This window comes from Mycobacterium sp. Aquia_213 (genome assembly GCF_026625985.1).
Classification (GTDB): Bacteria; Actinomycetota; Actinomycetes; order Mycobacteriales; family Mycobacteriaceae; genus Mycobacterium.
Map to the genome: position 1 here is coordinate 2,854,894 of NZ_CP113116.1, position 24,135 is coordinate 2,879,028.

Annotated in this window: 23 protein-coding genes; 15 read left to right on the forward strand and 8 right to left on the reverse strand. The window is 66.3% G+C overall.

The features are described 5' to 3' along the window. Window position 1: 1 nt before the first annotated feature. Window positions 2-787, reverse strand: coding sequence for a molybdate ABC transporter substrate-binding protein (gene modA, locus LMQ14_RS13450; RefSeq protein ID WP_267735188.1), 786 nt, complete (start codon window positions 785-787; stop codon window positions 2-4). A gap of 194 nt (window positions 788-981) precedes the next feature. On the opposite strand from modA, the gene LMQ14_RS13455 reads away from it, so the two are divergent. From LMQ14_RS13455 to LMQ14_RS13465, 3 genes are all read left to right on the forward strand, one after another. Continuing rightward, window positions 982-1,653, forward strand: a complete 672-nt coding sequence (locus LMQ14_RS13455; protein ID WP_267735189.1) for an SDR family oxidoreductase — start codon at window positions 982-984, stop codon at window positions 1,651-1,653. 120 nt (window positions 1,654-1,773) lie between these two features. After that, window positions 1,774-1,926, forward strand: a complete 153-nt coding sequence (locus LMQ14_RS13460; protein WP_267735190.1) for a hypothetical protein — start codon at window positions 1,774-1,776, stop codon at window positions 1,924-1,926. A 176-nt stretch (window positions 1,927-2,102) separates the two neighbouring features. After that, on the forward strand, window positions 2,103-3,491 hold the full coding sequence (locus tag LMQ14_RS13465) for an NAD(P)/FAD-dependent oxidoreductase (RefSeq protein WP_267735191.1): 1,389 nt from the start codon (window positions 2,103-2,105) through the stop codon (window positions 3,489-3,491). Here the strand turns inward: LMQ14_RS13465 and LMQ14_RS13470 are convergent. Genes LMQ14_RS13470 through LMQ14_RS13500 form a run of 7 tightly spaced genes read right to left on the reverse strand, consistent with a single transcriptional unit; the run spans window position 3,488 to window position 8,267 of the window. Then, window positions 3,488-4,129: an urease accessory protein UreD gene (locus LMQ14_RS13470; RefSeq protein ID WP_267735192.1), complete on the reverse strand. Its 642-nt coding sequence runs from the start codon at window positions 4,127-4,129 to the stop codon at window positions 3,488-3,490. The genes LMQ14_RS13465 and LMQ14_RS13470 overlap by 4 nt on opposite strands. Beyond that, complete coding sequence (gene ureG, locus LMQ14_RS13475) at window positions 4,119-4,793, reverse strand: urease accessory protein UreG (protein WP_267735193.1); 675 nt, start codon at window positions 4,791-4,793, stop codon at window positions 4,119-4,121. Before ureG ends, LMQ14_RS13470 begins: the two co-directional genes overlap by 11 nt. Before the next feature lie 10 nt (window positions 4,794-4,803). Then, complete coding sequence (locus LMQ14_RS13480; RefSeq protein ID WP_267735194.1) at window positions 4,804-5,439, reverse strand: urease accessory protein UreF; 636 nt, start codon at window positions 5,437-5,439, stop codon at window positions 4,804-4,806. Window positions 5,440-5,444: 5 nt separating this feature from the next. Next, complete coding sequence (locus tag LMQ14_RS13485; RefSeq protein ID WP_267735195.1) at window positions 5,445-7,169, reverse strand: urease subunit alpha; 1,725 nt, start codon at window positions 7,167-7,169, stop codon at window positions 5,445-5,447. Next, window positions 7,169-7,480 (reverse strand): urease subunit beta, encoded by a 312-nt coding sequence (locus LMQ14_RS13490; RefSeq protein ID WP_267735196.1) that lies wholly within the window; start codon window positions 7,478-7,480, stop codon window positions 7,169-7,171. Before LMQ14_RS13490 ends, LMQ14_RS13485 begins: the two co-directional genes overlap by 1 nt. After that, entirely contained in the window at window positions 7,477-7,779 is a 303-nt protein-coding gene (locus tag LMQ14_RS13495) for an urease subunit gamma (RefSeq protein ID WP_267735197.1), read from the reverse strand. Before LMQ14_RS13495 ends, LMQ14_RS13490 begins: the two co-directional genes overlap by 4 nt. Window positions 7,780-7,838: 59 nt before the next feature. Then, window positions 7,839-8,267 carry a PaaI family thioesterase gene (locus LMQ14_RS13500; protein WP_267735198.1) on the reverse strand — a complete coding sequence of 143 codons (429 nt, stop codon included), beginning with the start codon at window positions 8,265-8,267 and terminating at the stop codon, window positions 7,839-7,841. Between the two features lie 322 nt (window positions 8,268-8,589). On the opposite strand from LMQ14_RS13500, the gene LMQ14_RS13505 reads away from it, so the two are divergent. The 12 genes from LMQ14_RS13505 (at window position 8,590) to LMQ14_RS13560 (ending at window position 24,102) form a co-directional block, all read left to right on the forward strand. Further along, window positions 8,590-8,982 carry a BlaI/MecI/CopY family transcriptional regulator gene (locus tag LMQ14_RS13505; RefSeq protein ID WP_267735199.1) on the forward strand — a complete coding sequence of 131 codons (393 nt, stop codon included), beginning with the start codon at window positions 8,590-8,592 and terminating at the stop codon, window positions 8,980-8,982. A gap of 38 nt (window positions 8,983-9,020) precedes the next feature. Further along, window positions 9,021-9,971, forward strand: a complete 951-nt coding sequence (locus tag LMQ14_RS13510) for a M56 family metallopeptidase (RefSeq protein WP_267735200.1) — start codon at window positions 9,021-9,023, stop codon at window positions 9,969-9,971. Between the two features lie 101 nt (window positions 9,972-10,072). Next, window positions 10,073-11,539 (forward strand): NADP-dependent phosphogluconate dehydrogenase, encoded by a 1,467-nt coding sequence (gene gndA, locus LMQ14_RS13515; protein ID WP_267735201.1) that lies wholly within the window; start codon window positions 10,073-10,075, stop codon window positions 11,537-11,539. Between the two features lie 50 nt (window positions 11,540-11,589). Beyond that, entirely contained in the window at window positions 11,590-13,026 is a 1,437-nt protein-coding gene (locus LMQ14_RS13520; protein ID WP_267735202.1) for a GuaB1 family IMP dehydrogenase-related protein, read from the forward strand. 216 nt (window positions 13,027-13,242) lie between these two features. Continuing rightward, window positions 13,243-14,610, forward strand: coding sequence for a hemolysin family protein (locus tag LMQ14_RS13525; protein ID WP_267735203.1), 1,368 nt, complete (start codon window positions 13,243-13,245; stop codon window positions 14,608-14,610). Next, the gene (locus tag LMQ14_RS13530; RefSeq protein WP_267735204.1) at window positions 14,607-15,647 is read left to right on the forward strand and encodes a hemolysin family protein; all 1,041 of its coding nucleotides are present in this window, start codon (window positions 14,607-14,609) and stop codon (window positions 15,645-15,647) included. Before LMQ14_RS13525 ends, LMQ14_RS13530 begins: the two co-directional genes overlap by 4 nt. Before the next feature lie 298 nt (window positions 15,648-15,945). After that, window positions 15,946-18,132 (forward strand): malate synthase G, encoded by a 2,187-nt coding sequence (locus tag LMQ14_RS13535; RefSeq protein WP_267735205.1) that lies wholly within the window; start codon window positions 15,946-15,948, stop codon window positions 18,130-18,132. A gap of 99 nt (window positions 18,133-18,231) precedes the next feature. Further along, window positions 18,232-20,397, forward strand: a complete 2,166-nt coding sequence (locus LMQ14_RS13540) for a substrate-binding domain-containing protein (RefSeq protein WP_267735206.1) — start codon at window positions 18,232-18,234, stop codon at window positions 20,395-20,397. Window positions 20,398-20,453: 56 nt separating this feature from the next. Then, window positions 20,454-20,969 (forward strand): MarR family winged helix-turn-helix transcriptional regulator, encoded by a 516-nt coding sequence (locus LMQ14_RS13545; protein WP_267735207.1) that lies wholly within the window; start codon window positions 20,454-20,456, stop codon window positions 20,967-20,969. 177 nt (window positions 20,970-21,146) lie between these two features. Then, window positions 21,147-22,055, forward strand: coding sequence for a helix-turn-helix transcriptional regulator (locus LMQ14_RS13550; RefSeq protein ID WP_267735208.1), 909 nt, complete (start codon window positions 21,147-21,149; stop codon window positions 22,053-22,055). 328 nt (window positions 22,056-22,383) lie between these two features. Continuing rightward, entirely contained in the window at window positions 22,384-23,244 is an 861-nt protein-coding gene (locus LMQ14_RS13555) for an alpha/beta fold hydrolase (protein WP_267735209.1), read from the forward strand. Between the two features lie 36 nt (window positions 23,245-23,280). Continuing rightward, window positions 23,281-24,102 (forward strand): mycofactocin-coupled SDR family oxidoreductase, encoded by an 822-nt coding sequence (locus LMQ14_RS13560; RefSeq protein WP_324291120.1) that lies wholly within the window; start codon window positions 23,281-23,283, stop codon window positions 24,100-24,102. Window positions 24,103-24,135 lie beyond the last annotated feature (33 nt).

Consider the following 24,135-nt stretch of genomic DNA (forward strand, 5'->3'; position numbering starts at 1 on the left):
ATCAGGGTTTTGCGAAGCCCGACTGCGCCAGGATCTTCTGGCCCGCATCCGACGTCACCAGGGTCACGAACTTCTGCGCCGTCGCCGCCTGCGGCGCCTTTTTCAATACCCCGATGGGGTAGACGTTGACCGCGCCGGCGGCCTCGGGAAAGTTGACCGTCGCGACTTTGTCCTTGGCGTTCTTCGCGTCCGTGACATAGACCAGCGCGGCGTCCGCCTGACCGCTGGTGACCTTGTTGAGGACATCGCTCACGCTGGGTTCCTCGCTGACCGGGTTGAGGTGCACCCCGGTGCTGTTCTCGATGCGCAGGGTCGCCGCTCCGCAGGGCACCGGCTTCTGACAGACCACGACGCTGGTTCCCGGTTTGGCCAGGTCGGCAAAGGAGCCGATGTTGCGCGGATTGCCCGGCGCGGTGACGATGACCAGCGTGTTGGCGGCGAAATTCGTCGGGCTCCCGGCCAGCAACCCGGCCTTGATGACGACGTCCATCTGGGCGGTATCCGCCGACGCGAAGACGTCGGCGCTCGCGCCCTGCGTCAACTGCGTGGCGAGTTCGGAGGAGCCCGCGAATTCGAATTCGACACCGCTGCCGGGATTGTCGGTTTTGAACTGCTGACTGAGCTGGGTGAACGCGGGCTTGAGTGAGGCCGCGGCGAACACCACGATCGAGCCCGTCGGCGACGGCGATTGACCGGGTGACGACGACGGCGTCTTCGAGCCACACGCCACCAAGCCCGCGACGAGCGTCGTGGACACCAACCCGGCCAGAATCCCGATCCGACGCATGGTCAGACCTTAACTTGCGGCTGGTTAAGAGGTGCCGACCAAAGAGTTATCGAAATTTGTCTGCGCGTCGCGGCGTCCTTAGTTTCCCCTTAGAGCTACTGTCCAGTAACATCGACGTAGATTTAGGCCATACGCGCTGAGGTCCCGGGCATTGGCCCTGTGGGTTCAACGTTGAACACGAGGAGGTCACGGCAGTGGAGGTGCTGGTCACCGGCGGCGACACGGATCTTGGGCGGACAGTAGCCGAGGGCTTTCGCGATGACGGTCACAAGGTGACCCTCGTGGGTGCGCGGCGCAGCGATCTCGAGGTCGCCGCCAAAGAGCTGGACGTCGACGCGATCGTCTGCGACACCACCAACCCGGCCAGCCTCGAAGAGGCTCGTGGGTTGTTCCCCCATCACCTGGACACCATCGTCAACGTGCCCGATAGCTGCTGGGACGACGGCGACCCTCGCACCTACTCGATATCCGACACCGCCGCCGTGTGGCACAACGCCCTCGACGCGACCGTGCTGTCGGCGGTGCTGACCGTCCAAGCGGTCGGTGACCACCTGCGCTCCGGTGGCTCCATCATCAGTGTCATACCGGAAAACCCGCCCGCGGCCAGCGTCGACGCCGCGATCAAAGCCACGCTGTCGAGCTGGGTTGCCGGACAGGCCGGCATCTTTGGCACTCGCGGCATCACGGTCAACGCCGTGGCGAGCGGGCGCAGCGCCCAGGCCGGATACGACGGCCTTTCGCGTACACCGCCTTCGGTCGCAGAAGAGGTCGCCCGGTTGGCGTTGTTCCTGACGACTCCGGCGGCCCGCCACATCACCGGCCAGACGCTGCACGTCAGCCACGGTGCGCTCGCACGTTTTGCCTAGAGCGCATTTCGCTTCATTTCCCTAGCTGCTGGCGACGGTGAGAGCCGCGGCTGCCCGGCTTGGTTCTTCAACGAGGACGACAAGCCGGCCCAGATCCCCAGTGCGCCTGGGATTCTGGTGATGGGCAACTCCAAAGTCGTTGCCCAACAGATCAAGACGAAAGTGCTCGACGTCGGCGTCGAGGGCCTGATTATTAGTCTCGCCGCGCATGGGTACACACCAGGTGTCATCACTACCGCCGCCGAGCTGTTGCGGCCACTGCTGGACATGTAACCGAGGTCGCATTCGGCGTCGGACATGACGCGAATCACGTTGCCGCGACCAGCGGCAACGTGCCGATGTGGTTGATTGCACAGGCTTACTACCTGGGTTTCGGGGCGGCCGGGTGACTACCGTTATAGCTAACTGACACCGCGCGAGACGAAGCCCCACCAGGAGCATCCAAACCAATGAGCCCTCAGCAAGAAGCTACAGCTGAACCGAAGCGACGGCACCGAGTTGTGATCATCGGGTCGGGATTCGGCGGACTCAACGCGGCAAAGAAACTCAAACGGGCCGACGTCGACATCAAGTTGATCGCCCGCACCACGCATCACTTGTTCCAGCCGTTGCTGTACCAAGTCGCCACCGGGATCATCTCCGAGGGTGAGATCGCTCCTCCGACACGGGTTGTGCTGCGCAATCAGCGCAATGTCCAGGTGCTGCTCGGCAACGTCACCCACATCGACCTGGCCAACCAAACCGTCGTCTCGGAGTTGCTCGGCCATAGCTACGAAACTCCGTACGACAGCCTGATTGTCGCCGCCGGTGCCGGTCAGTCGTACTTCGGCAACGACCACTTCGCCGAATTCGCGCCCGGTATGAAGTCGATCGATGACGCGCTCGAGTTGCGCGGCCGCATCTTGAGCGCCTTCGAACAGGCCGAGCGGTCAAGCGATCCCGAGCGCCGCAGGAAGCTGCTGACCTTCACCGTCGTCGGGGCCGGACCCACCGGCGTCGAAATGGCCGGGCAGATAGCCGAATTGGCCGAGTACACCCTGAAAGGTGCGTTCCGGCATATCGATTCGACGAAGGCTCGGGTCATACTCCTCGACGCCGCCCCGGCGGTCTTGCCGCCGATGGGCGAAAAGCTCGGTGAGCGGGCCAAAGCGCGGCTGGAGAAGATGGGCGTCGAGATCCAGCTGGGTGCGATGGTCACCGACGTGGACCGCAACGGCCTCACGGTCAAGGATTCCGATGGCACCATCCGGCGGATCGAATCCGCTTGCAAAGTCTGGTCGGCCGGTGTGCAGGCCAGCCGGTTGGGGCGCGATATCGCCGAGCAGTCGCCCGCCGAACTGGACCGGGCCGGCCGCGTCAAAGTGCTGCCCGACCTGTCGGTCCCGGGGTACCCGAACGTGTTCATCGTCGGCGACATGGCCGCCGTCGAGGGCGTGCCGGGGGTCGCGCAGGGTGCGATCCAGGGCGCCAAGTACGTGGCCAGCGCGATCAAGGCCGAACTCGCCGGGGCCGACCCCGCCGAACGTGAGCCATTCCAGTACTTCGACAAGGGTTCCATGGCCACGGTGTCGCGGTTTTCCGCGGTGGCCAAGATCGGCCCGCTGGAGTTCAGCGGTTTCATCGCCTGGCTGATCTGGCTGGTGCTGCACCTGGTGTATCTGGTCGGGTTCAAGACCAAGATCACCACGCTGCTGTCCTGGACCGTGACGTTCCTGAGCACGCGGCGTGGCCAGCTGACGATCACCGACCAGCAGGCGTTTGCGCGCACACGGATTGAACAGCTGGCCGAATTGGCCGCGGAGGCCCGGGAGTCCGAGACTGCCCGAGCCGCGAGTTAGCCGACCAGCCGGCCGGCCTGCCACGTGCTGAGCGTCCCGCCACCGGCCAACGTCAGGACGGTCGATTCGCTAGGCATGTCCGTGGATTCCATTGCTGGGTAGCATAATTCGCTAATAGTCGCTCGTGGTGCCGCGATGCGGTCGTCGGCCACCGACCCGGCGCCCAGTTCCACCCGGTGCCGCAGCAGCGGGCGGTCGTGACGGTCGGCCCGTAGCGATCCTGACCAGAAGCCCTCGCACTCATTGCATCTGCCGATCTGCACGCGCTCGCGCAAGCGAATCCGGCCGTCATCTCGCAGTACCACCGCCACCGTCGACACATGCCGCGCATCGGCGGCCACGACCGTCGGCTCGAGATCGACATCGAGACTCCCGCTCACCTCGATGTACCAGTCGGCGTGCGATGTCAGCGTTTTCGCCCCGGGCAGGGCCACGGTGGCGGCGGCGCTGCGTAGTTTCAAAACCGCGCCGGTCTCGACGACGACCCGGATGTTGATCGTGTCGCCGCCCAACGGGGTGGCGGCTGCCGACACCAGGTGCACCGTGTCGGGCGCGGTGCAGCGGGCCTGCATACCGCCGCTGCACTGGATGCGCGGCAAGCGGTCACGCGACGCGACCAGCAAAACGTCAGAGTGCATTGGCCGACAGCTGCGCATGCACCCAGGCCAGCACCTCGGTGGCGGCCGGGTCCTTGGTCAGTGACTGCAGCACAGTCGGTCGGCCGTCGCGCACGGCGTCGGCGTCGCGAGCCATCACATCCAGGTCGGCGCCCACCAACGGTGCTAGATCAATCTTGTTGACTACCAATAGATCCGAATACGTCACCCCTGGACCGCCCTTCCGTGGCACCTTGTCGCCGCCGGCCACGTCGATGACGAAGATCTGGACGTCCACCAGGCCCGACGAGAAGGTCGCGGTCAGGTTGTCGCCGCCGGACTCGACCAGGATCAGGTCCAGCGCCTGGTGCGCGGCGATCAAGTCGTCGATCGCGTCGAGGTTCGCGGTGATGTCGTCGCGGATCGCGGTATGCGGGCAGCCGCCGGTCTGCACGGCGGCGATCCGGTTGTTCGGCAGCACAGCGTGTTTGCGTAAGAAGTCGGCGTCTTCGGTGGTGTAGATGTCGTTGGTCAGCACCGCCAGCGACAGCTCGTCACGCAACTGCCGGCACAGCGCGGCGACCAGTGCGGTCTTTCCGGAGCCCACCGGGCCGCCGACGCCGATGCGCAGCGGCTCCCCCGGCTGCCTGACGCGTTTCGGCCGTTCGGTGTGCGGATGCGGATGGCTGTGGGAATGTGCTGGCATGGCGTTCCTTTCAGGACACGAATAGCGGCCGTTCGCGTTCGGTGTGGCGCTGGGCCAAGGTATCGAGCAAAGGGTCCGACAAGTCGGCCAGTCCGGCGGCCGCCTGCGCGGCGGTGCGCTCGCACACCTCGGCCAGCCGGAACGTCAGCGCCGCGACGTCAGCCGGGTCCAGGGCGAGCAGCCGCTGGGCCGCGGTTGCCGAGCCCGTCATCGTGGTGTAGACGATCGCCAGCGCGCTCTGCTCCGGGTTCAGACCGCTCACGGCGCCCACTCGTCCGGCCGCGACCGCGAGGTGCGGCTGTGCACCGAGTTCGTCGCAACAGATGTCCGGCCAGACCCGTCGTGCCAGCCTCGCCAACCCGCGGCCCTGGCTGCGCGATGCCTGCCGAGCCGCGGGCGCCGGGGTGCGGGCATCGGTCTCCAAATCGGCTTGCCCGGGGTCGAGCTCACCGCGGTGAACCGCCACCGCGATGGACGCGGTGACCAGCCCGTGGCAGCGAATTCTGCGGCGCAAGAAGGCTTCCAGGGTGTCCAGGTTGGTCACCAGGCGGCTGGTGACTGCCTCCTCCACGCCGCCGGAATGCACGTGAGCGCCGGCCGGGAGTCGCGAATCGGCCAGGGTGAGCAGCGTCGCCAGTGCAGACATGTGAGTCAGAACAGGAAATAGCGTTGGGCCATCGGCAGTTCGGCGGGCGGCTGCTCCTGCCAGACCTCGCCGTCGACGCGCACGGTGAACGTATCCGGATCCACTTCGATGTCGGGCAGCGCATCGTTGAGCGGCAACGCGGCTTTGCCGAGCGCCCTGGTGTTGCGTACCGCGACCAATCGCCGGTTTACCGAGAGCTTCTCGGCCAGGCCCGCCTCGATCGCCTGTGGCGCAACGAAGTGCACGGAGGTGGCCGCGGCGGCTGCCGGTGCGGCGCCGAACATCGGACGCGGCAGCACCGGTTGCGGGGTCGGGATTGATGCGTTGGCATCACCCATCGCCGCCCAGGCGATCATGCCGCCCTTGAGCACCGCGTGCGGCCGGACCCCGAAGAACTCCGGCTCCCACAGCACAAGATCGGCCAGCTTGCCGACTTCCACCGAGCCGACCTCGCCGTCGAGTCCGTGCGCGACGGCCGGGCAGATGGTGTATTTGGCGATATAGCGCCGCACCCGCAGGTTGTCGCAGCCGGCGCTGTCGCCCGGCAGTGCCCCGCGCCGGCGTTTCATCACGTGCGCGGTCTGCCAGGTGCGCAGCACCACTTCCCCGATGCGGCCCATCGCCTGCGAGTCGCTGCCGATCATCGAGATCGCGCCGAGGTCGTGCAGCAGGTCTTCGGCCGCCATCGTCGACGGCCGAATCCGGCTCTCGGCGAAGGCCAGATCCTGGGGTACCTGAGGGTTGAGGTGATGACAGACCATCAACATGTCCAGATGCTCGTCGAGGGTGTTCACCGTGTGCGGGCGGGTCGGGTTGGTGGAACTGGGCAGCACGTTCGGCTGGCCGGCAACCCGGATGATGTCGGGAGCGTGGCCGCCGCCGGCGCCCTCGGTGTGATAGGTGTGGATCGAGCGGCCGGCGATCGCGGCCAGCGTATCTTCGACGAAGCCCATCTCGTTGAGGGTGTCCGTGTGCAACGCCACCTGAACGCCGGAATCATCCGCGACGGTCAGGCAGGCGTCGATGGCCGCGGGGGTGGATCCCCAGTCCTCATGCAGCTTGAAACCCGCAGCGCCGCCCCGCAATTGCTCCCAGAGTGCCTCGCCGTTGACGGTGTTTCCCTTACCCAGCAGCGCAAAGTTCACCGGCCAGCCGTCGAGCGCCTCGAGCATCCGGGCCAGGTGCCAGGACCCCGGGGTCACGGTGGTCGCCTTGCTGCCCTCTGCGGGACCGGTGCCGCCGCCCAGGATCGTCGTGATCCCAGACCCCAGCGCCTCGGACATCAGCTGCGGGCAAATCAGGTGCACATGACAGTCGACGGCGCCCGCGGTGACGATGCGGCCGTTGCCCGCGATGACTTCGGTACTGGGTCCGACGACCAGATCCGGATGCACACCCGTCATCGTGTTGGGGTTGCCGGCCTTACCCAACGCAATGATCCGGCCATCGCGAATACCGATGTCGGCCTTGATGATTCCCCAGTGATCGACGATCACCGCACCGGTGATCACGGTATCGGGTGCGCCCTCGGCCCGAGACGCACGTCCCTGGCCCATCGACTCGCGCAGCACCTTGCCGCCGCCGAACACCGCCTCGTCACCGGCCAGTCCCGGTCCCCCGCTGTGGTCTTCGGTGATTTCGACCAGCAAATCGGTGTCGGCCAGCCGGATTCGATCGCCGGTAGTCGGGCCGTACAGCTGGGCGTACTGCTCCCGGGACAGGTATGCCATCAGATGTCCAGTCGTCCAGGCGGATTCAGCGTCAGGCCGTGCACCTCGCGACCGCCCCCGAGCGGGACGAGGCCCACGGTCCTGGCGACGCCGGGTTCGAACCGGACCGCGGTGGCCGCCGGAATGTCCAGCCGGAAGCCGTGGGCCGCGGCGCGATCGAACGACAGCGCCGAGTTGGCCTGCGGAAGGTGGACGTGACTACCCACCTGCACGGGCCGATCACCGGTGTTGAGGATCTGTATCTCGATCCGTTGCGCGCCCGCATTGATTTCGATATCCCCAGCGCCGTAAAGGATTTCGCCCGGAATCATAGGATCGGGTGGTGGACGGTGACCAGCTTGGTGCCGTCCGGAAACGTCGCTTCGACCTGCACGTCGTCGAGCATCTCCGGTACTCCCTCCATCACGTCATCGCGACCGAGCACCTCGCACCCGCTGGTCATCAGCTCCGCAACGGTGCGGCCGTCGCGTGCGCCTTCCAGGATGTGGTCGGTGATGAGCGCGACGGCTTCGGGATGGTTGAGCCGCAAGCCCCGGGCACGGCGGCGGCGGGCCAGCTCGGCAGCGTAGGACAGCAGCAACCGTTCCTGCTCGTGCGGCGTCAGACGCATGCTCTGCGATATTGCCATGCCACCGCATCGGTTGCCTCCCGTGGACGCGGCGGTGACGCTCAGCCGTCGCTGCGCTGGACCTCGAGATTCTGCAGCCGCACTTGGCCCCGAGCGACGACGCGTTTGTTGTCGTCGGTGATGGTGACCAACCACAACTGCTGGCGCCGGCCGCGGTGAATCGGCTCACTGGCGCCGAACACGGTTCCCGAGCGGATCGACCGCAGGAAGTCTGTGTTGTTGTTCACACCCACGACCTCGCCGCCGCCCTGGGTGGCGAGCCAGATAAAGGCGGACACGCTCGCCATGCTCTCCACCATCGCGCAGTAGACACCGCCGTGGACGAGGCCCATCGGCTGCAGCAGTTTGGGTGTGACCTCTAGCTGGGCGCGGGCGCCGTCGGGGCTGAGCTCGGTGAACCGCAGGCCCAGCTCGTTATCGAATGGTGCGGTGAAACCGTGGGGAATCACCGCGTCTGGCGACGTTGACACGCTCTGTTGTCTACACCATCGCCAAATCCGGTGATCGCGAAGAGGTGGCAAAGAACAGGCGAGCCCCGTGCACTAAGGCACGGGGCTCGCCGATCGAGTAGACCGGGGGTCACAGCAGCCCTCTGGACACTCCGGCGGCCTGTTGCGCTCGACCTCCATGAGTATAGGCAAGGCTGCCCTAACTTTGCAAGGGGTAGTCTGGACCCAGCCGACCGGGCGCAGGCGTACGGATGGTCGGACACCGATTAGGCCGGATGTCTTTACGACCGGCGGTAGTAAGCCGGAGTACGCTTGTTTCAACGCTGATGGAGATGAACGAACTATGGCCAAGCTGACACGGCTGGGGGACCTGGAACGCGCGGTGATGGACCATCTGTGGTCCACGCCCGAACCGCAGACGGTCCGTCAGGTGCACGAAGACTTGTCAGCGCGCCGCGACCTCGCGTACACGACGGTGATGACCGTGCTGCAGCGGCTGGCCAAGAAGAATCTCGTATCCCAGATCCGCGACGACCGGGCGCATCGCTACGCACCCGTGCACGGCCGCGACGAGCTGGTCGCCGGCCTGATGGTGGATGCGCTGTCCCAGGCCGAGGACTCCGGCGGCCGGCAAGCCGCGCTGGTGCACTTTGTCGAGCGTGTCGGCGCTGATGAGGCCGAGGCGCTGCGGCGCGCGCTCGCCGAACTGGAAGCAAATCAACGCAATACGCGATGAGCTGGCGCTAGACCCGCGGACTGAGGGACACTGGTGATGTGTCCGCGTTGGCCTTTACTTTCCTCGCGGTGCTGCTGATCGGCCCTACGCCAGCCCTATTAGCGCGAGCGTCCTGGCCACTGCGTGCACCGCGTGCGGCGATGGTGCTGTGGCAAGCCATCGCGGTGGCCGCCGTGCTCTCGGCGTTTAGCGCCGGTATCGCGATCACCACCCGAATCCTGATGCCCGGCCCCGATGGCCGGCCCACGGCCAGCATCGTCGGTGCGGCCGGGCGGCTCGGCTGGCCGTTATGGACGGCCTACATTGCCGCGTTCGCGCTGACCGTACTGGTGGGGGTGCGCTTGGTGGTCGCGGTCCTGCGGGTCGCGATTGCCAACCGGCGCCGGCGGGCTCACCACCGGATGGTGGTCGACCTCGTCGGGGTAGGACACGACGCGGCCCTTGCTCAACCCTGTGCCCGCACCCGCGACCTGCGCGTCTTGGAGGTGGCGGAACCGCTGGCCTACTGCTTGCCGGGCGTCCGCAGCCGGGTCGTCGTCAGCGAAGGGACGCTGACCACCCTCAACAACGAGGAAGTCTCGGCCATCCTGACCCACGAGCGGGCTCATCTGCGCGCCCGGCACGACCTGGTTTTGGAAGCGTTCACCGCCGTGCACGCCGCCTTCCCGCGGCTGGTCCGCAGCTCCAATGCGCTGGGCGCCGTGCAGCTGCTGGTCGAACTGCTCGCCGACGACGCCGCGGTGCGCGCGGCCGGACGCACTCCCCTGGCCCGCGCGCTGGTGGCCTGCGCCGCCGGGCGGGCGCCGTCCGGTGCGCTGGCCGCGGGCGGTCCCAGTACCGTGGTGCGGGTGCGCCGGCTGTCCGGAAGGGGCAACAGCGTGCTGCTTTCCGTGGCCGCCTACCTGGCCGCGGCCGCCGTTCTGGTGGTGCCCACCGTCGCGCTGGCGGTGCCCTGGCTCACCGAGCTCAAGCGACTGTTCAACCTCTAGCGCAGGCCACGGCGAATCCCTTTGGCGGACCGTAACTCCGCTGTGCCACAGTGTGACGGAAACCGTGTAGCAAAAGTTCTCCAACCTTGAGAGGCGAAGACATGAGTGCCCAGGATTCCAAGGATTCGAAGACTGGTACCGCGCAGATCGGCGTCACCGGGCTGGCAGTCATGGGCTCGAATCTCGCCCGCAACTTCGCCCACCACGGCTACACCGTGGCGCTGCACAACCGGTCGATCGCCAAGACCGATGTGCTGCTCTCCGAGCACGGCGACGAGGGCAACTTCGTCCGCTCGGAAACCATCGCGGAATTCCTGGACGCGCTGGAGAAGCCCCGCCGGGTGATCATCATGGTCAAGGCGGGCGACCCCACCGACGCGGTGATCAACGAGCTCGCCGACGCCATGGAAGAAGGCGACATCATCATCGACGGCGGCAACGCCCTCTACACCGACACCATCCGCCGCGAAAAGGCGATTCGTGAGCGCGGGCTGCACTTCGTCGGCGCCGGGATCTCCGGCGGCGAGGAGGGCGCACTGAACGGTCCGTCGATCATGCCGGGCGGGCCGGCCGAGTCCTACAAATCGCTGGGCCCGCTGCTCGAGGAGATCTCCGCGCACGTCGACGGCGTGCCATGCTGCACCCACATCGGCCCCGACGGCGCGGGCCACTTCGTCAAGATGGTGCACAACGGCATCGAGTACTCCGACATGCAGTTGATCGGCGAGGCCTACCAGCTGCTGCGCGACGGGCTGGGCAAGTCCGCACCCGAGATCGCCGACGTCTTCGCCGAGTGGAACAAGGGCGACCTGGACAGCTACCTGATCGAGATCACCGCCGAGGTGCTCAAACAGACCGACGCCAAGACGGGCAAACCGCTGGTCGATCTCATCCTGGATGAGGCCGAGCAGAAGGGCACCGGCCGCTGGACCGTGAAATCCGCGCTCGACCTGGGCGTGCCGGTGACCGGTATCGCCGAGGCGGTCTTCGCCCGTGCCCTGTCCGGGTCGGTGGCCCAGCGCAAGGCCACTACGGGGCTGGCCTCCGGCGACCTCGGCGAAAAGCCATCCGACGCAACGCAGTTCACCGAGGATGTGCGCCGCGCGCTGTACGCATCGAAGATCATCGCGTACGCCCAGGGTTTCAACCAGATCCAGGCCGGCAGCATCGAGTACGACTGGAACATCACCCCCGGCGATATGGCCACCATCTGGCGTGGCGGCTGCATCATTCGGGCGAAATTCCTCAACCGCATCAAAGACGCCTTCGACGAGAACGCCGACCTGCCGTCGCTGATCGTCGCGCCGTACTTCCGCGAGGCCATCGAGGCCTCGATCGACAGCTGGCGCCGCGTCGTGGTGACCGCCACGCAGCTGGGCATTCCGATCCCCGGGTTCGCCTCGGCGCTGTCGTACTACGACGCCCTGCGCACCGAGCGGCTGCCCGCCGCGCTGACCCAGGGCCTGCGCGACTTCTTCGGCGCCCACACCTACGGGCGCATCGACGGCGACCCGGACAAACGCTTCCACACCCTGTGGAGCGGAGACCGCACCGAAGTGCCGGCCTAACGGGCAACTAAGGTTTTGATCGAGGGGCGCTAAAGGGTGGGGCGAGTGCGATGAAGTTTCTGAACGGAGACCGGCCCGGCTACGACCTGACCTATAACGACGTGTTCATCGTGCCGAATCGGTCCGATATCACGTCGCGGTTCGATGTCGATCTGTCCACCGGCGACGGGTCTGGCACCACGATCCCGGTGGTCGTCGCCAACATGACGGCGGTGGCCGGGCGGCGGATGGCCGAGACGGTCGCGCGGCGCGGAGGCATCGTGATCCTGCCGCAAGATCTCCCGATCACCGCGGTCCAGCAGACCGTCGAGTTCGTCAAAAGCCGTGACCTGGTGCTCGACACCCCGGTCACGCTGTCGCCCGACGATTCGGTGTCGGACGCGTTCGCGCTGATCCACAAGCGGGCACACGGCGCCGCGGTGGTGGTCTTCGAGGGCCGCCCCATCGGCTTGGTCACCGAAGCGTCCTGCGCCGGCGTGGACCGCTTCACCCGGGTTCGCGACGTGGCCGTGTCCGACTTCGTGAGTGCCCCGCTGGGCACCGAGCCGCGCAAGATTTTCGACCTGCTCGATCACGCCCCGATCGAGGTCGCCGTCATCACCGCGGCCGACGGCAAGCTCGCCGGCGTCCTGACCCGGACGGGGGCGGTGCGTGCCGGTCTGTACACCCCGGCCACTGACGCCGTGGGCCGGCTACGCGTCGGTGCTGCCGTCGGCATCAGCGGCGACGCGGGCGCCAAGGCCCGTTCGCTGGCCGAGGCCGGCGTCGACATGCTCGTCATCGATACCGCGCACGGGCATCAGCAACGGATGCTGGACACGATCAAAACCGTGGCGTCGCTGGAGTTGGGTCTCCCGCTGGCGGCGGGCAACGTCGTGTCGGCCGACGGCACCCGGGACCTGCTGAGCGCCGGGGCCAACATCGTCAAGGTCGGCGTCGGGCCCGGCGCGATGTGCACCACCCGGATGATGACCGGCGTCGGGCGCCCGCAGTTCTCGGCTGTGCTCGAATGTTCTGCTGCTGCACGGGAACTCGGCGGTCACGTCTGGGCTGACGGCGGGATCCGCCATCCGCGGGATGTTGCGCTGGCCCTGGTCGCCGGGGCGTCGAACGTCATGATCGGCTCGTGGTTCGCCGGCACCTACGAGTCGCCCGGCGACCTGATGCGCGACCGCGACGACCAGCCGTACAAGGAGAGTTACGGCATGGCATCCAAGCGTGCCGTAGTGGCCCGCACCGGCGCGGACAGCGCGTTCGACCGCGCCCGCAAGGCGTTGTTCGAGGAGGGCATTTCGAGGTCGAAGATGGGGCTGGACCCCGACCGGGGCGGCGTCGAGGACCTGCTCGACCACATCACCTCGGGCCTGCGCAGCACCTGCACCTACGTCGGTGCGTCGACCCTGACGGAGCTGCACGAGCAAGCCGTCGTCGGTGTGCAGTCGGCCGCGGGCTTCGCCGAGGGCCACCCGCTTCCGCTGGGCTGGTGACGCCGCTAGTGCAGGAAGGCACGTCGTAGCCGATCGGGCCAGATGTCTTCGCTACCATGTGAATTTCTAGATCTACTCGCCCGCAGCAGCGCGCTGCGCGGCATCAAGCGAAAGGGATGACGTGCCGCAGGCACCCGTCGCGCCCGCCGGCTTCCGGGCGAAACGGCGACCGGCTCGACTATCGTCTCCCGGGCCATCGCGATAGCCGCACCCGCCATGAACCTCACAGTCACCCTCGTCAGCGTGCTCGCCATTGCGGGGCTGACCTTCGGCAACGCGATATTCGTGGCGGCCGAGTTCTCGCTGACGGCGTTGGACCGCAGCACCGTGGAGGCCAACGCGCGCAAGGGCGGTCGGCGCGACCGCTACATCCAGCGCGCCCAGGACCGGCTGTCGTTCCAGCTATCGGGTGCTCAGCTGGGCATCTCGATCACCACGCTGGTGACCGGTTATCTAACCGAACCGATGGTCGCCGACCTGCCGCACCCGTGGCTGGACGCCCTTGGTGTGTCGGATTCGGTGGGCGACGGGATCACCGCGTTCATGGTGATGGTGATCGTGACATCGGTGTCGATGGTCTTCGGCGAGCTGGTGCCGAAGTACCTCGGGGTGGCGCGCCCCCTGTCGACCGCGCGTGCCGTCACCGGTTTTCAGCTGATGTTCTCGTTGCTGTTCACTCCGGTGATCCGGCTGACCAACGGGGCGGCGAACTGGATCGTGCGGAAGATGGGCATCGAACCGGCCGAAGAGCTGCGGTCGGCGCGCTCACCGCAGGAGTTGCTCTCGCTGGTGCGTAGCTCCGCGCGCGCCGGCGCCCTGGATCCCGCGACCGCCGCGCTGGTCCGGCGATCGCTTCAGTTCGGCGCCCGGACCGCCGAGGAATTGATGACGCCGAGGTCGAAAATCGTGGCGCTACAGACCGACGACACCGTTGCCGACCTGATTGCCACGGCCGCCGAATCCGGGTTCTCCCGCTTCCCCATCGTCGACGGCGATCTCGACGAGACGGTCGGCATCGTGCACGTCAAGCAGGTGTTCAACGTTCCGCGGGCAGAGCGCGCGGCGACACTGCTGACCGCGCTCGTGCAGTCGGTGCCGGTGGTGCCGTCGACCCTGGACGGTGACGCGGTGATGGCCGAGATCCGGGCCAACCCGCTGCAGACCGCGTTGGTCGTCGACGAATACGGCGGCACCGCGGGGATCGTGACGGTCGAGGACTTGATCGAAGAGATCGTCGGCGACGTCCGCGATGAACACGACGACGCCACACCCGATGTCGTGGCGGCGGGCAACGGCTGGCAGGTGTCGGGGTTGCTGCGCACCGACGAGGTGGCCGCCGCCACGGGTTTTCGAGCGCCCGAAGGACCATACGAAACGATCGGCGGCTTGGTGCTGCGCGAGCTCGGCCACATCCCGGTGGTCGGCGAAACCGTCGAGCTGACCGCGCTCGACGGAGACGGCTTGTTGGACATCTCAATTCGCTGGCGGGCGAAGGTGATTCAGATGGACGGCCGGCGGATCGATCTGCTGGAGCTGACCGAACTGAGCACGAGTACCGAAAACGCGGAGCAGGGCCAACGATGAACGACACGCTCGGAGTGCTGCTGGCGATCATGCTGATCGCGACGAATGCCTTCTTCGTGGGCGCGGAGTTCTCGCTGATCTCGGCCCGGCGCGACCGGCTCGAGGCACTGGCCGAACAAGGTAAGAAGCGAGCGGTCACCGTGATCCGCGCGGGTGAGCAGCTGGCCTCGATGCTGGCCGGCTCGCAGCTGGGCGTCACGGTGGCCTCGCTGCTGCTCGGGCGCATCGGTGAATCGGCGGTCGCCAACCTGTTGCATTCGGCGTTTGGGCTGACCGGGATGCCCCTGGCGTTGCGGCACACGTTGTCATTCGTGATCGCGCTGGGGTTGGTGGTGACGCTGCACGTGCTGCTGGGCGAGATGGTGCCCAAGAACATCGCGCTGGCCGGCCCGGAGCGCACGGCGATGCTGTTGGTGCCGCCCTACCTGGCCTACGTGCGTGTCGCGCGGCCGTTCATCGTCTTCTACAACAGATGCGCCAACGCGATCCTGCATCTGCTGCGCGTGGAACCCAAAGACGAGCTCGACATCACGGTCTCACCGGACGAGCTGAGCGCGATGATCGCCGAATCGGTGTCCGAAGGCCTGCTGGACCCCGAGGAGCACACCCGGCTGACCCGAGCGCTGCAGATCGGCAGCCGGGTGGTCGGTGATGTGGCCGTCTCGCTCAACGACGTGCGGGCGGTGCCGGTGGCAGCGCCGGGATCCGGGCCCACGATCGGCGACGTCGAAAGCGCCCTGGCGCAGACCGGCTACTCCCGCTTCCCCGTCGCGGCCGCTGACGGGAGGTTCATCGGCTACCTGCACATCAAAGACATGTTGACGCTCGGCGACGATCCGCACACGGTCATCGACCTCTCGTTGGTCCGCCCGCTGCCGCGCGTGAGCATCACCTTGCCGCTGGCCGATGCCCTGTCGCGAATGCGCCGCACCAACAGCCACCTGGCACTGGTGACCGACGGCCGCGGCGTGGTGGCGATGGTGGCGATGGAGGACCTGATGGAGGATCTGGTCGGCAGCATGCGCGATGCACAGTGAAACCATCCGCCGGGCCGCCCACCGAAGAGGGCCTGGTCCAGCCCGTATGATTGAACGGCGCCGGTCCCAAGGTGGGGGCGAGGGGCAGGGTGCGGCGGCGGAACACGCGTTGCCAGAAGGCGCTCCCCAGGGCCCGTCGGGAAGCCCGCGGCAAAGCCCGTCAAACCGCATCATGACCTGCCCATTGCGGGTTGGACGTATGGGATCGTTCGGGCCGTCGGCCGGTAGGCTGACGGCGTAGCTAGTTGGGGCCAGTCGGGAGCGAGTGGGACCAATGAGGCAACTATGGAGGAGAAAGATGACTGACCGCGTGTCGGCGGGGAATTTGCGCGTTGCCCGAGTGCTCTACGACTTCGTGAACAACGAGGCCCTGCCCGGCACGGATATCGACCCGGACAGCTTCTGGGCCGGCGTCGACAAGGTAGTCACCGATCTCACCCCGCAGAACCAGAGTTTGCTGAACACCCGCGACGAGCTGCAGGCCCAGATCGACAAGTGGCACCGGCAGCGTGTCATCGAACCGCTCGACGCCGAGGCCTACCGTCAGTTCCTCACCGACATCGGGTATCTGCTCCCCGAGCCCGACGACTTCACGATCACCACCTCCGGGGTGGACGACGAGATCACCACGACCGCCGGCCCGCAGCTGGTGGTGCCGGTGCTCAATGCACGCTTCGCGCTGAATGCGGCCAATGCCCGGTGGGGCTCGCTCTACGACGCCCTGTACGGCACCGACGTCATCCCGGAGACCGATGGCGCCGAAAAAGGCAGCAGCTACAACAGGATTCGCGGCGACAAGGTGATCGCCTACGCGCGCAACTTCCTCGACCAGGCGGCGCCCTTGGCGGCGGGCTCGTGGGTAGATGCGTCGGGATTGAGCATCGAAGACGGCCAGCTGCAGATCGCCATCGGTGCGGATTCCACCGAATTGGCCAGCCCGGAGAAGTTCGTCGGTTACCGCGGTGAGCTCGGCTCCCCCAACTGGTCGGTGCTGCTGGTCAATCACGGGCTGCACATCGAGATCCTGATCGACCCGGAGTCGCCGATCGGCAAGACCGACGCGGCCGGCATCAAGGACGTGGTCCTGGAATCCGCGATCACCACGATCATGGACTTCGAGGACTCGGTCGCCGCCGTCGACGCTGACGACAAGGTGCTGGGTTACCGCAACTGGCTGGGCCTGAACAAGGGCGACCTGGTCGAAGAGGTCAGCAAGGACGGCAAGAGCTTCACCCGGGTGCTCAACCAGGACCGCACCTACGCCACCCCGGACGGCGGCGAGCTGACCCTGCCCGGGCGCAGCCTGCTCTTCGTCCGCAATGTCGGGCACCTGATGACCAACGACGCGATCGTCGACGCCGAAGGCAACGAGGTGTTCGAGGGCATCATGGATGCGCTGTTCACCGGTCTGACCGCGATCCACGGGCTCAAGGCGGGCGGCGGAAATGGGCCCCTGACCAACAGCCGCACCGGTTCCATCTACATCGTCAAGCCGAAGATGCACGGTCCCGCCGAGGCGGCGTTCACCTGCGAGTTGTTCAGCCGCGTCGAGGACGTGCTGGGGCTGCCGCAGGGCACGATGAAGGTCGGCATCATGGACGAGGAGCGGCGCACCACGCTGAACCTCAAGGCGTGCATCAAGGCGGCCGCCGACCGGGTCGTCTTCATCAACACCGGCTTCCTGGACCGCACCGGCGACGAGATTCACACCTCGATGGAGGCCGGTCCGATGATCCGCAAGGGTGCGATGAAGAACACGACCTGGATCAAGGCCTACGAGGACGCCAACGTCGACATCGGGCTCGCCGCCGGTTTCTCCGGCAAGGCCCAGATCGGCAAGGGCATGTGGGCGATGACCGAGCTGATGGCCGACATGGTCGAGCAGAAGATCGGCCAGCCGAAGGCCGGCGCCACCACCGCGTGGGTGCCTTCCCCGACGGCGGCCACCCTGCATGCGATGCACTACCACCAGGTGGACGTGTTCGCCGTGCAGAAGGAGCTCGAGGGTAAGAAGCGCACGACGATCGACGAGTTGTTGACCATCCCGCTGGCCAAGGAGCTGGCTTGGGCTCCCGAGGAGATCCGCGAGGAGGCCGACAACAACTGTCAGTCCATCCTGGGCTACGTGGTGCGCTGGATCGACGAGGGCGTCGGCTGCTCGAAGGTGCCCGACATCCACAACGTCGCCCTGATGGAGGACCGCGCCACGCTGCGGATCTCCAGCCAGCTGCTGGCGAACTGGCTACGCCACGGCATCATCACCAGCGAGGATGTCCGCGCCAGCCTGGAACGGATGGCCCCGCTGGTCGATCAGCAGAACGCGGGCGACGCGGCATACCACCCGATGGCGCCCAACTTCGACGACAGCATCGCGTTCTTGGCCGCCCAGGAATTGATCCTGTCCGGTACGCAGCAGCCCAGCGGCTACACCGAGCCGATCCTGCATCGACGACGGCGTGAGCTCAAAGCCCGCGCTGGTGCCTGATTCGGGCTCTACCCGCCGCAATGCTTCTGATGACTAGACTCGGCGCCGGTTTCACCACTGGGCAGATGACGGTTCGACGGAAAGGCAGCGGGCGCCGGTATGGGTAGGCACAGCATGCCCGGGAAGTCGGCTGACGAGCCTTCCGACGACTCCTCGACACCCAAGTTCACCGCTCGCGACCTCGTTTCCCGCTACCAGGAGGAGCGGGATAAGCCGGATCCGCGGGACATCGACGAGGACGACGACGACTACGGCCACTACTCGGACCCGGACGACGACGACGGAGACGGCGACGAGCAGGACACCGACGCGAACATCACTGACGACGAGGGCCACCCGGACGACGACTTTCGCCGCGCGCCCCAATTCGGCGACAGTGCGGACGACGACTACGCCGACGAGTCCTCCCCCGGCGCTGATGCGCGCTTCGGGCAAGACGACGAATATCCCGAATTTCCGCCCCGGCCGGAGGGTTCCGGGCCGGCCGACCCCAAGTCGGGTCTCTTCGAGTCCGGCCACCGCGTACTCGGTGACTGGCGGGGCGGACACCGCAGCGCCGGCGGGCGACGGGGAGTCAGCATCGGGGTGATCGTGGCCCTGGTCGCGGTCATCGTGGTGGTCGGCACCGTCATCCTGTGGAGTTTCTTCGGGGACGCGTTGTCCCATCGCTCGCGCACGGCCGCCGCGCGCTGTGTGGGAGGCAAGGAAACCGTTGCCGTCGTTGTCGATCCGTCGATCGTCGACCAGGTGCGGCCGTTCGCGGAAAGCTACAACTCCTCGGCCGGCCCGGTCGGTGACCACTGCATGGTGGTGGACGTCAAGCCGGCCGGCTCCGACGCCGTCATCGCCGGCTTCATCGGCAAGTGGCCGGCGGAATTGGGTTCCCAGCCGGCGCTGTGGATCCCGGGCAGCTCGGTGTCGGCGGCGCGACTGGCGGCGGCCGCGGGCCAGAAAACGATCAGCGACAGCCGCTCACTGGTGACGTCGCCGGTGCTGCTCGCCGTTCGGCCCGAACTGCAGCAGGCGCTGTCCAACCAGAACTGGGCCGCATTGCCCGGCCTGCAAACCAACCCGAACGCCTTGGCGGGGTTGAAGTTACCGGCGTGGGGATCGCTGCGACTGGCGTTGCCGACGAGCGGTAACAGCGACGCGGCCTATCTGGCGGGCGAAGCGGTGGCGGCCGCATCGGCCCCGCCCGGTGCGCCGGCCACGCAAGGCACCGCCGCACTGCGGTCGTTGACGAGCGCTCAACCCAAACTGGCCGACAACTCGCTGACCGAGGCGATGAACGCGCTGCTGAAGCCCGGCGACGCGGCGACCGCCCCGGTGCATGCGGTGATCACCACCGAGCAGCAGATATTCGAGCGCGGCCAATCGGTGCCGGACGCCAAGAACACGTTGGGCTCCTGGCTACCGCAGGGCCCCGCACCGGTCGCCGACTACCCCACCGTGCTGCTCAGCGGCTCATGGCTGTCGAAGGAACAGGCCTCGGCGGCGAGCGAGTTTGCCCACTTCATGCGCAAGCCCGAACAACTCGCGAAGCTGGCCAAAGCCGGTTTCCGGGTGAACGGTGTCAAACCTCCGAGCAGCCCGGTGACGAGTTTCGCGGCCCTGCCTGCCACGCTTTCGGTGGGCGACGACGCCATGCGCGCCACGCTGGCCGATGCGATGTCCGCGCCGTCCAGCGGGCTGGCCGCGACCATCATGCTCGACCAGTCGATGCCCGGCGATGAAGGCGGGAAAACCCGGCTGGCCAACGTGATCGCAGCGCTGCAAGACCGGATCAAAGCTCTGCCGCCGACCGCGATTCTGGGATTGTGGACTTTCGACGGCCACGAGGGCCGCTCGGAGATCGCGACCGGCCCACTGGCCGATCCGGTCAACGGCCAGCCCCGCCCGGCGGCCCTGGCCGCCGCGCTGGACAAGCAATATTCGTCGGCCGGCGGCGCGGTGTCGTTCACCACGCTGCGCATGCTCTACCAAGATATGCAGACGAATTATCGTGCTGGACAATCAAATTCGATTCTGCTGATCACGGCTGGGCCGCATACGGACCAATCCCTGGACGGGCCTGGGCTGCAGAATTTCATTCGCACCAGTGCCGACCCGGCCAAACCGATCGCCGTCAACGTGATCGACTTCGGCGCCGATCCGGACCGGGCCACGTGGGAAGCGGTGGCACAGCTCAGCGGCGGCAGCTACCAGAACCTGGCGACCTCGGCGTCGGCCGACCTGGCCACGGCCATCAGCACATTTTTGAGCTGACGCAGCGAGTCTGCCAGCCACTGCACAGTCGCGTGCATCAAGCTGGCTGATACGGCGTGGCCGGTGGTCCCGACGGTCTGACGGTGGAGGCGGTAATGAACGGCGAGGGTGGTCGGGGCGACGATCTGGGCGTGCTGGCCGGTCGGCTGCTTTTTGCGGTGCAGGGCGAACTCTTCCACCGGCTGCGCGACGAGGGATTCGACGACATCGTCCCCCGCCATGGCGCCGTGCTGGCGTTCCTGCGTCCCGAAGGTGTTCGGGCGACCGACCTGGCGCGGCAATCGGGTCACGTGAAGCAGGTGATCGGCGTGATCATCGACGACCTCGAAGCGCTGGGTTATGTCGTACGCACGCCGGATCCACTCGACCGTCGAGCCAAGCTCGTGGTACCCACCGGTCGTGGCCGCCGGCAGATGGATGCCGCCGACGCGATCATGGCCGACATCATGAAACGACACGCACGCAATCTCGGCGCGGCCAACTTCCGCGGGTTCCTCGCCGACTTTCGGGCAGTCATCGACCACCAGCTCGCCACGACGGCCGACGACGAGGGCCCGATCGCGCCGATCTAGGTTCGATTCGCGCAAACGTCAGCCGCGTGCAGGCTATTTGCTGGACAGATAGTAACGCATAGTTATAGTCAGAAATAGTTACTAATACCCCCGGCGTTCAACTAATCGTGATGCTCGGGTGGGGGCATCGGAGCGCGAGGGAGATGACATGCCTGGGACGAGATTGGTCTTGGTCCAATGAACGAGTCCGCGGCGATCCAACGCCGATTCGAGCTGATCGACGGCGCCGGCGGGTCACCTTCCGGCCCGGCTGATATTGAGCCGGGTTCTCGATCCACGGGCGGGCGGGTGCCAAATGCCTCGGCATTAGCGCAATTTCTGCGTAACCGTCGCGAACAACTGCAGCCGACCGACGTCGGACTGCCCAGTGGGGGTCGCCGCCGGGTCGTCGGGCTGCGCCGCGAAGAAGTTGCGGCACTGGCCGGCGTCAGCGTCGATTACTACCTGCGCATCGAGCAGGGGCGCGAGAAGAGTCCTTCAGATCAGGTCTTGGACGGAATCGCGCGGGCATTGAAGCTCGACGACGATGACGCCGCCTACTTGCGGGACCTGGTGCGGCGGCCGCGATCCGGAAAGCGCTGCCCGAAGGATCTTGCGCCGGAGATCCATTCGCTGATCAACAGTTGGCCGTTGACGGCGGTGCATATTCATGATTGCTCACTGAATTTGGTGGCGGCCAATCCCATTGCGGGCGCTGTTTTTCCGCAGCTAGATATTGGGGACAACGCGCTACTATCGCTGTTTCTGGACCCGGGGTCCCGGAACTTCTATCGCAACTGGGACAGACTTACGACCAGGGCGGTGTGCTGGCTTCGCGTTTATGCGGTGCGCAATCCGGACCCGGGTTTGACCGCAGTGATCGACGAACTCCTCAAACGAAGCGAGCGCTTTCGGATGCTGTGGTCGCGCCCCGATGTCACGCACGACAACAGCGGGAAAAAGAAAGTGATGCATCCGCAAGTCGGGCCGATAACGCTGCACTTCCAACATATGACGCTCGAGCCGAGCGGACATGTGCTGGTTCCGTTCTGGGCGCAACCGGGATCGTCTTCCGAGCGCGCCTTGCGGCAGCTCTGCGGAGCATAACCTCGAATTGCATGGGGGGTGCAATGCACCCAGGAACATTTCGGCCTGTGCCGATATGCGCGGCTGGCCGACGATTGGAACGTGGACGCGAACAAACGCAGGCCAATATGCCTTTGTGCCAACGGAATCGAGGGCGCAGTGACAACGTCGAAAGTCATCCTCGATCCGTTTGCCGGAGACTGCTTTGGCGGTCTGTTCGGCACGTATCGTCGGGTCCGTGGGGGAAGAATCCGTCGATTACGACGAGAAAGATGGCTATTGCGTGCTGATAGCTGCGTTCGAATCCCGTTGCGAGACAAATTGATTCTCGACTTCTAGGAGTATTCGCATGCAAACAATCAAGACGATCGATGTCAAAGGTCGGCGTACCCGCGTCTTCATCGAGGGCGACGCGGACCGGCCCCCAATCCTGTTGCTGCACGGCCTCGGTCGCAGCTTGGAGGACTGGGAGCCGCAGTTTTTGCCGCTCCGACAGGCCGGCTATCGCGTCATTGCGCCCGACCTGCCGGGCTTCGGATTCTCGGACCGCCTTGCGACCTCGACCACGCTGCCCGGTCTTGCGCGGGCCGTGCTCGAAACCCTTGATGTGATTGGTGAGTCCGGGCGCGTGCACGTGATGGGTAACTCGATGGGCGGTGCGGTTGCTCTGCAGATGGCGGCTCTGGCCCCCGACCGGGTGGCCACGCTGAATCTGGCGGGCAGCGCCGGATTCGGTTCCGAGGTCCATCCGCTAATCCGGTTGCTAGCCATACCGGTCATCGGTGCGCTGGTGGCCCGTCACCCCACCCGCGCAGGTGCTCGGATGCAGGAACGACTGATCTACGTCGACTCCTCCTTTGCGACCGAGGAGCGGATAGATCACGCGGTGACGCTCGCGCGGCAACCCCAGGCCGGTGTGGTTGTGCACGAAGCCGCTCGATGGGCGGTCGGCATCAGGGGCGTCAGGCCGCAATGGCGAGAGGAATTGATGTCCAAGCTGTCCAAACATCCTCGTCCGACGTTGGTCGTCTGGGGCGATCGCGATCGCATCCTGCCGGCAAAGCACATCGACGCCGCACAGCGGTTCCTGCCACACGCCAGGGTGCACGTCCTGCGAGCGGTCGGCCACGTGCCACAAGTGGAAGCCGCCGAGCGGTTCACCGAGTTGAGCCTCGATTTCCTTCGTTCGCAGCCCGCACTGTCCGCTTGATCTCGATCACCGAATAGCACCGAGAGGGGAAGAACTATGGGCATGCTTGACGGCAAGGTCGCCTTCATCACCGGCGCCGCGCGGGGACAGGGACGAAGCCACGCCATTCGTTTGGCCGAGGAGGGCGCCGACATCATCGCCGTCGACCTCTGCGGGCAGATCGACTCGGTTCCCTACGCATTGGGTACCGAGGAGGACCTCGAACAGACGGTGAAAGCTGTCGAAGCGGAGGGCCGGCGCATCGTTGCCCGCACGGCAGACGTTCGCGACGTGTCCCGGCTGCGCCAGGTCGTCGCGGAGGCCACCGATCTACTCGGCCCGGTCGACATCATCGTGGCCAACGCCGGAATCGCCGCGCCCGGCCCAATGGCGTCCGATCCCACGTTGGTCTTCCGCGACATCGTCGACGTCAACCTGATCGGCGTATGGAACACGGTGATGGCCGCCGTGCCCAGCATGCGGGCGGCGGCCAAGGGCGGCGCGATCGTCCTGATCAGTTCCACCCAAGGGCTCAAGGGCACGGGCGGCGACGGGTCGGCAGGGGCTACCGCGTACACCGCCACCAAACACGGTGTCGTCGGGTTGATGCGGTCCTTCACGTACTGGCTGGCCAAGGACAACATCCGGGTCAACACGCTGCATCCAACCGGTGTCGAGACACCGATGATCATGAACGAGGCCGTGGACGCCTGGGTGGCCGAGAACCCGGAAGTGATGGTGGCGGTGACGAATCTTATGCCGGTGTCCATGATGCAGCCGGAAGATGTAAGCGACGCGGTCCTGTGGCTGGTCAGTGATCACGCCAAATACGTCACCGGCGTAGCTCTACCGGTCGACGCGGGGTTTGCCGTGAAATAGACTGGGGCGCTTGGGTATTGGATGAGGAGACGA